Annotated in this window: 7 protein-coding genes; 6 read left to right on the forward strand and 1 reads right to left on the reverse strand. The window is 57.0% G+C overall.

Annotated features, from left to right (window positions below; all coding sequences use genetic code 11):
- Positions 1 to 86 precede the first annotated feature (86 nt).
- On the reverse strand, positions 87 to 1,136 hold the full coding sequence (locus HDF15_RS03290; RefSeq protein ID WP_184252827.1) for a hypothetical protein: 1,050 nt from the start codon (positions 1,134 to 1,136) through the stop codon (positions 87 to 89).
- A gap of 515 nt (positions 1,137 to 1,651) precedes the next feature.
- Between HDF15_RS03290 and HDF15_RS03295 the strand changes: the two genes are divergently transcribed.
- The 6 genes from HDF15_RS03295 to HDF15_RS03320 all read left to right on the forward strand — a co-directional run bounded on the left by HDF15_RS03295 (position 1,652) and on the right by HDF15_RS03320 (position 12,848).
- A complete protein-coding gene (locus HDF15_RS03295; protein WP_184252828.1) occupies positions 1,652 to 5,470 on the forward strand; it encodes a carboxypeptidase-like regulatory domain-containing protein in 3,819 nt (1,272 codons plus the stop codon).
- A 116-nt stretch (positions 5,471 to 5,586) separates the two neighbouring features.
- Complete coding sequence (locus HDF15_RS03300; protein ID WP_184252829.1) at positions 5,587 to 6,384, forward strand: glutathione peroxidase; 798 nt, start codon at positions 5,587 to 5,589, stop codon at positions 6,382 to 6,384.
- A 284-nt stretch (positions 6,385 to 6,668) separates the two neighbouring features.
- The gene (locus HDF15_RS03305; protein WP_184252830.1) at positions 6,669 to 7,742 is read left to right on the forward strand and encodes a putative urea ABC transporter substrate-binding protein; all 1,074 of its coding nucleotides are present in this window, start codon (positions 6,669 to 6,671) and stop codon (positions 7,740 to 7,742) included.
- A 5-nt stretch (positions 7,743 to 7,747) separates the two neighbouring features.
- A complete protein-coding gene (locus tag HDF15_RS03310; RefSeq protein ID WP_184252831.1) occupies positions 7,748 to 8,608 on the forward strand; it encodes an ABC transporter permease in 861 nt (286 codons plus the stop codon).
- The gene (locus tag HDF15_RS03315; protein ID WP_184252832.1) at positions 8,593 to 9,585 is read left to right on the forward strand and encodes an ABC transporter ATP-binding protein; all 993 of its coding nucleotides are present in this window, start codon (positions 8,593 to 8,595) and stop codon (positions 9,583 to 9,585) included. Before HDF15_RS03310 ends, HDF15_RS03315 begins: the two co-directional genes overlap by 16 nt.
- The gene (locus tag HDF15_RS03320; RefSeq protein WP_184252833.1) at positions 9,582 to 12,848 is read left to right on the forward strand and encodes a PSD1 and planctomycete cytochrome C domain-containing protein; all 3,267 of its coding nucleotides are present in this window, start codon (positions 9,582 to 9,584) and stop codon (positions 12,846 to 12,848) included. Before HDF15_RS03315 ends, HDF15_RS03320 begins: the two co-directional genes overlap by 4 nt.

A 12,848-nucleotide genomic window follows, 5' to 3' on the forward strand; every position in this document is an offset into this window, starting at 1 on the left:
CAGTACCTTCTACTGAAAGGGCGATGCACATCCAGTGCATCCGTTCCAGGATTTCTGCTGATGTCATAAATCAAAAGCACAGCTCGTTATTTCTGGTCTGGGGATATTCGCCACACGGTGCCTTGACGTCCATTGGAAAGCCACACCGATCCGAATCCGAACCGTATGCCATCACCGCCTGGGCCTCCCCACTGCTTCGCGACCTTATTTGTCCTGGGGTCCACCTGGGTCAAGGGAAAATCAAACATGGTAGCCCACACAGATCCAGCTCCAAAGGTGATCTCTCCCCCGCTGCCGGGGATGCCACACGAGACCGTCGCAACGACTTTGCCAGTCTTCATCTCGACCCGGGAGATCGTTCCATCGCCCTGGTTGAGCGTCCATACCGAACCGGCACCCGCCGTAAGGAAACGCGGCTTCGGCCCAACGGGAATCGTGGCGACAATCTTTTCCGAAGCAGGATCGACCTTCAGTAGTTGGTCATGCTCAAAAGAGGAGACCCATAGAAAGCCATCGCTGAATAAAGGATTTTCCGAACCAGAGGGCAGTTGAATCGTTGCGACTACCGCATTCGTCTTTGGATCGATGCGCACCAGGGCTGATGGCTTCGTAACCATCCAGACCGAGCCCGCACCAACAGTAATTCCACCCTCCGAGTTCGCCGGATCTCGTGTGATCTCCGCCACCGTCTTTCCCGTTGTGGGATCGACACGAATGACAGAGTGTCCACCGCAGCTCGGAATCCAGATCGATCCGAATCCGTCCGCCAATCCCGAGCAAGGACGCTGCACATCGACGATCAGCCCCACCTTATTGGTAGCTGCAAGAAGCTGGACGACATGATTCGATCGAGCACTGGTAATCCAGACGGAGTCTTTCGTGACGACAGCCCAATCAGGCGATCCCTCAACCGGGAGGACAGCTTCGGTCTGGATATCCGCCATGGAGCGCGAGACACCTTCCGTAGCCACGCCCGGCCTGACGATACGAGGCGGCCGAACCCTGACGGGAGCCTGTCCCGTTGGAGGAACTGGCGGTGAGGATGGCGTCTGACTGAATGCGAGCGGTGCCAACGCAATCCCAGCGAAGAGAAGGGTACGCCCCGTTACGGACAAAACCTGATCGTGTAAGGACATTTCTTTCAAGCCCCCTGCATGGAAATCATGGATAGGAAAGGAGATTCTGCGTAGTCACAGATTTTCTTAACTAGACCACAAAAGCATTTGGCAATGAGCGGGTATGCAAATTGGCTATCACCGATATAGGCAAACACGGATAGCAAGCGCCTTACATAGCTGATTGCACCCAAACAGGCTCAAATATGGGCCATTTACTCCGTTGAGATCCTATCTCTCATCTTCGTGCGTTCCCTTCTATAGATAGCGTCATCTCGTTTCAATTGCTGGAGTTTCACGAAAGGATGGGGCACACACAGTACCGATCCTTTGGCAGAGATGCAATCTTCGCGCCTTATGCGGTCCATAAGAGAAATCCATGTCCCTTTGACTTTCACTTCTCGCAGGCTAAGCTCTTTTCACCAGACAGCAATAAAAGGCCTTTCGTCGGTTCCGACGAATGCAGATTCCATCTGCACTTGCAGAATTGCAAAATCATCCGCTTCTATTTCATCCCGCTTCCTTGGAGGTAGTGCATGGACTTTCGTATCAAACGATTGGTTACGGTATCGTTTTTCGGCCTTATCTGTACGCTTCTAGGAGCTGTCTCTCCGCTTCTGTCTCGCCCCATGATGGCGCAGAGTAATACCACCAGCCTCACAGGCACTGTCATGGATGCCACCGGCGCCATGCTGGCCGATGCTGCTGTTACCATCTCCAACCCTGCGACCGGACTTACCAAGAGCATCAAGACTGACGCCAAGGGCAACTATGGCTTCGAACAGGTTGAGCCTGGCAAATATACGGTCACAGTCGTCGTTCCGGGCTTTTCCGAGCAGGTCGAGCAAGTGGAACTCCTTGTCGCCACCCCACTCAAAGCCAACTTCAAGCTGACGGTTGGAGCAAATGAAGTCGTCGATGTCGAGAGCACATCCTTGTCTGCAATCAACACCACGGATGCGACCCTTGGCAAAGCCTTCAATAGTGCACAGGTCCAGAATCTTCCCTATCTGGCCAATAACGTCAACTATCTTCTATCGCTTCAACCAGGTGTTCTCGCCCTTGATCCCGGTGCTACCACAGGCGGCGTCAATACCGACATCCGTACCGGCATCGTGAATGGCGCGCGACAGGACCAGACGAACCTCACTCTCGACGGCGTCGACAACAATGACCCTAACTACGGATATGCCTTTGTCGGGGTGCTGCGTTCCACACGTGAGTCTGTCGAAGAGTTCCGCGTCACCACGACCAACAGCGGCGCGGATGCAGGCCGGTCTTCCGGTGGCCAGGTCTCCGTCAGCACCCGCAGCGGCACCAACAAAATTCATGGCAGTGCTTACGAGCTCTATCGCGATCCAGCGGCAGCGGCAAATAGCTGGTTTCTCAAACAAACGCAACTCCAGTCGCAGCAGCCCAACATCGCCGCTAAGGTGCTGCAGCACACCTATGGCGGCTCTCTGGGCGCTCCGATCATTAAGGACAAGCTCTTCTTTTTCGGGGCCTATGAAGGCTTCAAGCAGGCGACAGACGCCATCGTCACGCAGATCGTGCCCTCCATCCCTAATCCTGTTGCTGGAGGAATGGTCAACGTTAATGGCGTAAATGTGGGTGGCCTGGTCACTGGAAACGTCCTCTACCCATTGGCCTCGAGCGGGGTTCAGGTGCTGACGCCGAGTGATATCGCGGCTATTGATCAGGGCTGCACGCTGTGCAGCGCACCCGGTACCAATGCTGCGGCCCTCGCCTACTTCAAACAGTTCCCCGCGGCGAATTCAAACTCCGGTGGTGACGGCTATAACACGGGAACCTATATCTTCGCATCGCCGCAGCCCGTCCACCAGATCACCAATGTCGCTCGCCTGGATTACACGATCAACTCGCACCAGAGCTTCTTCATTCGAGGCACACTCCAGAGCGACAATCAGGCCAGCGCACTTCAGTTTCCTGGCCAACCGGCAAACAGCCTTACCTACAGCAATAATAAGGGCCTGGCCGCCGGTCATATCTGGCAGATCGACAATGCTTTGACAAACAATCTGCGGTATGGGTATGTCCGTGAGGGAACGGCAACTCGAGGCGCCGGATCTCATCCGTACGTCAGCTTCGGCGCCTTTAGTTCGCTCACCGGTACAGGTACCGGATCCACAGGAGACACGATTTACATCGTCACCACCAACAACATCATCGATGACGCGACCTATGTAAAAGGTAAACATACCCTTCAGTTCGGAATAAACGACCGCTTTATCTCCAATAGTCGTTATGCCTCCAACACGCTCTACTCTTCTGCCTCTGTGTCCTACACGGTGCTGGCCTCGGATGCTATTGCGGGGAGTGGTGCCAACCTCGATCCAACCGGAGCCTACGGAGCAGTCGCGACGTCTTTCTATCCTTCGTACAACAATGACATCCTGGCGAACGTTGGCGGCATCACCTCTGCCACCTCTTATACCAACTTCGTCGTTCAAAACAACTCACTGGTTGCCGCCCCCACCGGAACGGTTCCCACTCACATCTATAAGGCGCTTGAGCAGGAATACTACTTTCAGGATCAGTGGAAGGCCACGTCGCAGCTTACTCTGACCGCCGGCCTCCGCTATACCCATCTTGGCGTGCCCTACGAGGAGAACGGTCAGCAGGTCGCACCCAATATCGATCTTGGCACTACCTTCCTGCAGAATCGTGAGACAGCCGCAGCCGCCGGCACAACCTACAACACTCGCATCAGTGTCGTGCCGGGTGGTCAGGCCAATGGAGCGCCCAACCTCTATACCCCGCAGAAGCTCAACTTCGCCCCGCGCCTGGCCTTCGCCTATGCCACGCCGAACAACCGCACCTCCATTCGCGGTGGCTTCGCTCTGGCCTTCGATCACTTCGGTGAAGCGGTCATCGATTCCTATGACTCCGGTGGCGCCTTCGCTCTGAGCCGTAATAATGGCTTTGCATTCCCTACTACCGCTACCACCGCGGAGTTTACCGGCTTCGAGAATGTACCCGCACCCGCTGTAAGTGCAGCCACCCAGTCCTTCCCCATTACCCCGGCGGATACATCTATCACGGCCTTCGGCAGCTCTTTCAAGAAGGACATCAACTCCAACCTCAAAACACCGTATGCCGAAACTTTCAACCTATCCGTCCAGCATGAAGTGATCCATGGCATGACGGTCACGGCTTCTTATGTCGGCAGGCTCGGACGCCACGTTCTAAATAATCTCGATGTCGCGGCCCCCACCAACCTTTACGATCCAGCGAGTAGCCTCACCTACTTCCAAGCCGCGACCGCCTTTGACAAGGCGATCGATGCCGGAGCCTCGATCGGCAGCATTCCGAATAGCGGTTACTTTCAGGACATCTTCCCGAATGCAACCTACACTCAGAAGACTGCGACTCCGACCATTCCAAAGGGCACTTACACCGGCGCCAAGGCCTACTATGCCTCACTCTCCGTCGATCGCAAGAGTGGTAACGACACCAACACTCTCTACAACTTCGATACCACTCCCGGCTTCAATCCCAAGGGCATCGAGCAGTTCTTCTACCCTCAATACACCTCGATTTACGTAGAGTCTTCAATCGGAACCAGCAACTACAACGCGTTCCAGCTTTCCGTGCGGCACGCCTTCAAATACGGCAATGAGTATGACATCAACTACACATTGTCGAAGTCGCTGGACTATGGATCGTCCCCCGAGCGCTCCAACGCAAGCAGTATCCTCAACACCTTCGACCCGCATGAGAACTACGCTGTCTCTGACTTCGACGCACGCCACAATCTCACCGCTAACTACAGCCTTAGCCTGCCTTTCGGTAAAGGCCAGCGGTTCTTCAGCAACCCCGGCGCCATCATGGACCGCATCCTCAGCGGCTGGCAACTCAACGGCACGGTCCGCTACAGCAGCGCATTTCCCTGGAGCGCATCCGCCTCTGGATATGGAACCAACTTCGACATGACGAGCTATCTGGTTAAGATCGCTCCCATTGCCTCAGGGGGACATCGCTTCGTACAGAATACAGCGACTCCCTACGAGACAGCCTTCAAGTCGGATACACAGGCCCAGGCCGCAGCGGCCTTCCGGTATGCCTATCCAGGTGAGGTCGGCCAACGGAACTCGCTGCTGGCCGATGGCTATCTCTCTTTCGACGATGGTCTGAGCAAGTCGTTCAGGACCTTCCGCGATCAAAGCTTCAAGATCTCGGTCGAGGGATTCAATATCTTCAATAACGTCCGCTTCAGTACTCCTGTTGCCCCTGTTGCCAATGTGAAGTTCGGCAACTACGCACCGACAGCTACTAACACTGCGTTGCTTACCTCGCCTCGGCAGATGCAGTTCTCGGGCAAGTACTACTTCTAACCGTCATCGCCTTACACCTCATGCTCTCAACGTCAAGAGGATGGGGTGTAAGGCTTCAACGAAGGTGTATCGATTCAGCTTCGCTGATTCCGGGAATAACTACCAGGAGTATTCAAGTGCCTAACCTGATTAAAAATCCGAAGCCTCAGAAGACGGTTCTCACGAAGACAGGCTACGCCTTGCTTCTCACGCTTCTTATAGTCTCAGCTACGCCCGGATTCGCCCAGGCAAAGACCACTCCTGATACTCCTGCCACCCCAGCCCCACAGGCCGCCCGCGCAGACCAAGCAAAACCATCAGGCGGAGGAGGAGGCAGACGGCACGGTGGCGGAGCCGACGCGGCAGAAGGGCCGAATGCCAAGTCCGAGAAGAACGCGTATGACTATTCCCTTCCAAGCTCGGACGGAAAAGACATCCCGCTTTCAAACTACAAGGGCAAATATATTCTCATCGTCAACCTTGGCCGCAAGTCGAGTTACAACGACCAGCTTCCCGCTCTCATCAAGTTGAACGATACCTACAAGGACAAGGGGCTCGTCGTCATCGGTATTCCGTCCAACGAATTCGGTGCGGCAGAACCTGGCACAGGCCCCGAGATTCAAAAGGCCTATGCCGATGCCAAGGTCGACTTCCTCATCACAGGCGTCTCCAAGCTCACCGGCGACGACGCACTTCCCTTCTATCTCTATCTCACGAAGAGCAAGAACGCACCTGCTGGCGGCCCCGTCGCCTGGAACTACACGAAGTTCATCGTGGACAAAAAAGGCAACGTCGTAGCCCGGCTCGACCCGGATGCAGCCCCGGACTCTCCTGAAATGCTCTCCACGATCGATCAGGTCCTCGATGGCACTTACAAGCCCAAAAAAGAAGGCGGAAAGGCGGGCATGGGCGCGGCATCCAGCGATTCAAACTAACTTGCTTTCCGCGAAAGAAACCGCTTGAGTATTCGATTTCTCTATTCGACTCATAATAGAAAATCTATCCCATGTCATTCTCATATGACCTGCATCGATTGCTTCAATACCCCGTTGATTTCACGATTATCCGGTCTAAACTTGGCTCATGTTTGCGGTGTTAACTACAGATGCCGCTTCAGGTAACAGCTTGATCGGCGCTCTCAGGGAAAGCTAACTAACTCTTAATTCTCAGAACACGTTGCAACGGTACGACCGTTCGAAACGCCGAGGTGTTGATAAAAGTGACCAAGCCGCGCTTATTCTCTCTGACCTGTGCGATGTTCCTGCTTCTCGGAATCCTTGCTCCTGCTGCCGCACAGGCCGACACACCGACCTTTACCGTTGGCTGGTCCGTCTATGCCGGTTGGAACCCCTATTTCTACATGCAGAAGTCCGGCATTCTGAAAAAGTGGGCCGACAAGTACGGCATCACCATCAAGGTTCAGCGCTTTGACTATGCGGCCTCACTCGATTCATTTGTAGCCAAGAACATCGATGCCTGCACCATGACCAACATGGAGGCGCTCGACATGCCGGCCGCCGCCGGTGTTGACTCCACCGCGATCATCGTCGGCGACTACAGCAACGGCAACGACGCAGTCCTGGTACGCAACGGTCTCAACTTCGGCACGCTCCCCGGCAAGCCCATTATGCTGGTTCAGAAGACCGTATCCGAGTATCTGTTGGAGCGTGGCATGGTGCTCAACGGTCAGCAGGCGCAGCTCTCCAAGCTTCACCTCATTAACACCTCAGACTCCGACATCGTCGCAGCCTTCCTGAATAACAAGTCCAATCAGGCCGTCGTTACCTGGAAGCCTCTCGTCAGCCAGATTGTTGGCGATAAGAGTGTCCACTCGATCTTCGACTCTTCGAAGATTCCCGGCGAGATCATGGATCTTCTCGTCATCCGCACCGAACTGCTCAACACCCCCAATGGTCAGAAGTTCGCCAAGGCCATCACCGGCGCCTGGTACGAGACGATTCAGCAGGTCGCTTCAGGACAAGCTGCTGCCATCAAGTACTCCGCTGCGGCCTCCGGCGACTCCACCGACTCCTACAAAGAGCAGCTCAAGACCACAGCCCTCTTCGCTACACCCAAGTCCGCCGTGGACTTTACCACCAGCCCCGACCTTCAGAAGAAGATGGACCTGGTTCGCCAGTTCTGCTTTACGCACGGCCTGCTTGGCCAGGGCATCAAGTCCGTCGATGACGTAGCTATCGCCTACCCAAATGGCGCGATTCAGGGCAAGAAAGATCGCGTCCGCTTCCGCTTCAACGCGGCCTACATGCAGGCTGCCCAACAAGGAAAGCTCTAGCGCTTATGGCGAACCTTTCCCCATTCGACATCCAGGCGCGGCCTAACCGGCTGCTGATGCAGGCGTTCTCCTGTCTCATCTTCATTGTGTGCATCGGCTTCTATATGCAGACTTCGATCAGCCGGCATCGCGAGAATCCTGAAGACCGCATCGTCCCCAGCGGACACCAGCTTCTCGCCGGCATTCGTTCCGCTGTCCTTGAGCCTGCGGAAGAGGATGATTACATCCCCGCCGACAACGCCTCTACGTGGGAGCGGGTTCATCATTCCATGATCTGGAAGGACACAGTATCGAGCGGCCGTCGCTTCTTCATCAGCCTCTTCCTTCTGATTCCTGCTGTGATCCTCGCCCTTCACATCGGTCTCTTCCCCTGGTTTGGCGCCGGGTTCCTGCGCTTCGTCCTCTTCTTCGATAAGATCGTCGCTCTTTCGCTTCTGCCGATTCTCTTCATCGTCTTCGGCATCGACGAGTGGTCCAAGATCGCTCTTGTCGTCATAGGCGTCGCGCCCACCATGATCCTCGATGTAACCCAGATGGTGAAGGCCGTACCCCAGGAGCAGATCGTCAAAGCCTTCACCCTGGACGCCAACAACTTCGACGTCGCCTACCGCGTCGTCTTCCGGCAGATCCTGCCGCAGGTCATCAACAGCCTTCGCCTCAACCTCAAGCCCATGATGCTCTTCCTCTTCGCCGGAGAGATGATCGCCGCCTCCGATGGCCTGGCCTATCGCATCGCCATCATGCGTCGCCACATGGGCATGGACATCATTCTTCCCTACGTCCTCTGGGTTGCCTTTCTTCTCTTCCTCATCGACTTTTCTCTGCGCGTGATCAACAGGAGGCTGCATCCATGGTTTCAGGCTTGAGCACGCTCGAAATGACACCTCCCTTAAACGCCGCGAGAGAGACGAAATCTCTCGACACCATGACGACTGCGCCTGTCCGTACGGCCACCGCTATTCATATTGACGACGTCTCCGTCTCCTTCCCCACGGGACGTAAGGGATGCCGCACAGTATTGGAGAACATCTCGCTCGATATCGAAGAAGGCGAGTTCGTCGTTCTGCTCGGAGAGACCGGCTGCGGAAAGAGCACGCTGCTCCGCCTGATCCTCGGTCAGGATCGTCCTACCTCCGGGCGTATCTCCGTTGCAGGCAGTCTCGTGCAGCGAGTCGATGCCCGCTCCAGCTACGTTCCGCAAAAGTACTCCCTCTTCCCCGACCGCACCGTTCTCGAGAACCTCGCCATGGGACCGGAGACTTCCAAGTACCACATCCTCGGTCGTCTACTCCCCAGCTTCCGCGCCTTCCGCCGCCAAGTCCGCGAAGAGGCGCTTCGTCAGCTTAGCCACATGGGACTACAGGCATCGGACGCCGCGAAGTATCCACATCAGCTCTCCGGCGGCATGCAGCAGCGCGTAGCGATCGCGCAGGCACTCATGATGAAGTCTCGTGTCTTGCTGATGGACGAGGCCTTCAGCGCACTCGATCCTGCTACCCGCTCTAACCTGCAACGCCTGCTGCGCACCGTCTGGGGAGAGACCAAACCTACGGTCGTCTTTGTCACCCACAACACGGCTGAAGCTCTCATCCTCGGAACCCGCGTGATCGTTCTCGCTCGTCAGAGCCGCGAAGACCACTGCGGCTCGCGCGTCGCTCTCGACATGAAGCTTCCCGCCTCCGGCATGAGCCTGCGCAACAACGGCCAGCAATTCCTCGATCTCGTCGAGCACGTCGAGCGTTTCTCTCGCGGAGATCACCACGCCCCTTCTGCCGACCTCGACGCCGCCAACGGTCCTTACGAATCACCTAACGCCTTCCCCTCAAATGGAGAGACGCTGTGAAGAACCTTCGTATCCCCACTCAAACCTTTATCCGTATCCTCGGGGCTTGTAGCTTCGTCACGATCAGCTTCCTGGCTGCCAGCAATACCACCGTTCACGGACAAGCGAACGCCCATGCCGCCGCCACGCCGTCAGCCGAGGACAACACTCAATACTTCACGCAGAAGGTTCGCCCTGTTCTCGCTCAGCGTTGCTACCAGTGCCACACCACTGAGATGGCCGGCGGTCTGCGTCTGGACTCTCTCGACGGCGTACTGAAGGGTGGCGACTCCGGCCCTGCAATGGTTCCCGGCGATCCCGAGAAGAGCCTCCTCATCAAAGCTGTTCGCCAGACCGGCGATCTCAAGATGCCCCCCAAGGGCGACAAGCTCGCCGACGGAGACATTGCCGACCTCGTCGAATGGGTTCGACGTGGAGGCTCCTGGGATAGCGCTGAACCCTCCAAGCCCGTCGTAGCCCTGCTGACCTCAGCCCAGGCAAAAGGCACGCCCGGCGACGACTTCTTCGAGACCAAAGTGCGCCCCATCCTCGCCAACTCCTGCGGCTCCTGCCATCAGGACCGTGCAGCAGGCGGCCTCAGCCTTACCTCCCGCGAGTCCATCCTCAAGGGTGGCGACACTGGCCCTGCCATCGTCTCCGGCGATCCCGAAAAGAGCCTTCTTATCCAGGCCGTTCACCAGACAGGCGAGCTCAAGATGCCGCCCAAGGGCACCAAGCTGACCGCCGACGAGATTCAGGTTCTCTCCGACTGGATTCGCATGGGCGCTCCCTGGCCCCAGAGCACTGCGGCGGTTCGTCCTGCGGGCAAGCAGATCACCGACGACATGCGTAAGTTCTGGTCCTTCGTTCCCCTGCAGGAACCGACGGTTCCCGAGATCAAGGATGCCCAGCTCAAGGCCTGGGCCAAGACCGACATCGATCACTTTGTTCTCGCGAAGCTTGAAGAAAAGGGCCTCAAACCTGCGCCTATGGCCGACAAGCGCACCCTCATCCGTCGCGCCACGCTCGACCTCATCGGCCTGCCGCCCACGCCTGAAGAGATTGAGGCCTTCGAAAAGGACAACACCCCCGACGCGTTCGCCAAGGTCGTCGATCGCCTTCTGGCCTCACCACATTATGGAGAACGCTGGGGCCGTCACTGGCTCGATGTCGCACGCTACGGCGACGATGATATCCGTGGCCTCGATCCGCGTGGCCGTGGCTACATGCCGCTCGATGGAGCCTGGGTCTATCGCGACTGGGTCATCAAGTCCATCAACCAGGACATGCCCTACGACCAGTTCGTAAAACGGCAGCTCGCCGGCGATCTCATGTCCAACCATCCCACGGCCGAAGATCTCAAGGGGACGGGCTTCCTCGGCGGTGCACCCTGGATCTGGGATCAGGCAGAGCCGATTCAAGGCCGCGCAGACGAACGCAATGAGCGCATCGATGCCGTCACTCGCGGTTTCCTCGGAATGACCGTAGCCTGCGCTCGCTGCCACGATCACAAGTACGACCCCATCCTGGCCAAGGACTACTACGCACTCGGCGGAGTCTTCGCGAACTCCACCTATAAAGAGTACAACTTCGTACCCGACTCCGAAGTCAACTTCTGGCGCGAGAAGTTCAAGCAAGCCAACAGCAAGGAAGATGCCTCGCAGGAGTACACCAAGACCGCGGGAGAGCAGCTTTCTAAAGCCTATGCCGCCCAGAGCTCTGCCTACATGGTTGCTGCCTGGCGAGTCGCAGGAAAGCCCAAGATGAAGTCTGAAGACGCTGCCGATCAGGCTCGTCTCGATCCCGAACTTCTGGATCGCTGGGTAAAGTTCCTCGCCAAGAAGCCTCTCTACTATCCCTACCTCAAGGATTGGCAGCTCATGATCGCGGAGGGAGGCTCGGAGGATCAGGCCAAGTTCCTCGCCAGCTCCTTCCAGCAGCGGATTCTCGATCTCGAACTCAAGAACAAAGCCATCGAGGACGAGAACGACAAGATCAAAGCGAAGGCTGGTGTTCCCACCCGGCGCGAAAAAGACGTCAAGCCAAATCAGTTCGATACCTACGATGAGTTCTGCCCAGGCTGCACGCTGGAGCTCAAGGTCCTTCCCCCTGAGGAAGCCAATCTCTATACCGACCTCTTTGTCCGTAGCCTCAGCTCGGGCGATGAAGAAGGTCGCGGCGATCCAGCTCTCTTCAGCTTCCGCGGCTGGGAACTCACCCGTCGCCTCGGTCCCGTCGAACAGGCCTATCTCACCTCGCTGCAAGGCGACGGTGGTGGTGGCCGCCGTGGTGCCCCCAAGGACGTTCCGGAGATGTATCCCTTCGTCCATGGCATGGCCGACAAACCCAAGCTCGTAGACATCGCGCTCGACCTGCGTGGTAACCCCCACGCCCAGGGCGACGTCGTTCCGAGAGCCTTTCTCACCGTCCTGGGACCTGCAGGGAAAAAACCCTACACCCAGGGAAGCGGAAGACTTCAGCTCGCAGACGATATCATCGCCAGCCCGATCGCCAGCCGCGTCTTCGTGAATCGGGTCTGGAAGTGGCACTTCGGCACGGGTATCGTCAATACGCCGGATAACTTCGGCGTCATCGGCGATCCGCCCTCCGATCCGGCACTACTCGAGTATCTTGCCACGCAGTTCCAGAAGAACGGCATGTCGCTCAAGAAGCTGCAGCGCATGATCATGCTCTCCGCCGTCTATCAGCAGAGCAGCAAGGAGACTCCGGACGAGCACGTCAAGGATCCCCTCAACCGCTTCTACTCGCACTTCTCGCTGCAACGCCTCGACGCCGAACAACTTCGTGACTCCATCCTCTTCGTCGCAGGAGATCTCGACACCAAGGAGACAGGTGGCCCAGCCACAGCGCTCGGCATCGATAACGACAAGCGCACGGTCTATGCCAAGGTCAGCCGCTTCCGCATCGATCCGTTCCTGCAGGCCTTCGACTTCCCCAACCCGACGTTCACGGCGGAACAGCGCTTCTCTACGAACGTGCCCGTCCAGCGCCTCTACTTCATGAACGATCCCTTCGTGTACAAGCAGGCGGAGGTACTCTCCAACCGTGTCTATCCGAAGGGTGACGACGCAGCCCGCATTACGGAGACCTACCGCCTCCTCTTCGGCCGCGCCCCAACTCCCGCTGAGCTTCAGGCCGGCATTGATTTCCTGAAGACGACTCCGGATAAACCCGGCTATATGGTCAACCAGGAACCGATCAGCGCATGGAAGGAATATTGCCGCGTTCTCTTCAGTTCCAACGAATTCGAGTTTCTCAACTAA

Source organism: Granulicella mallensis (genome assembly GCF_014203225.1).
Lineage (GTDB): Bacteria > Acidobacteriota > Terriglobia > Terriglobales > Acidobacteriaceae > Granulicella > Granulicella mallensis_A.

Bases quoted from the DNA above. Each gene is read 5' to 3' on its own strand.
- HDF15_RS03315 (WP_184252832.1), top strand. From the start codon at position 8,593: ATGGTTTCAGGCTTGAGCACGCTCGAAATGACACCTCCCTTAAACGCC.
- HDF15_RS03295 (WP_184252828.1), top strand. From the start codon at position 1,652: ATGGACTTTCGTATCAAACGATTGGTTACGGTATCGTTTTTCGGCCTT.
- HDF15_RS03310 (WP_184252831.1), top strand. From the start codon at position 7,748: ATGGCGAACCTTTCCCCATTCGACATCCAGGCGCGGCCTAACCGGCTG.
- HDF15_RS03290 (WP_184252827.1), bottom strand. From the start codon at position 1,136: ATGTCCTTACACGATCAGGTTTTGTCCGTAACGGGGCGTACCCTTCTC.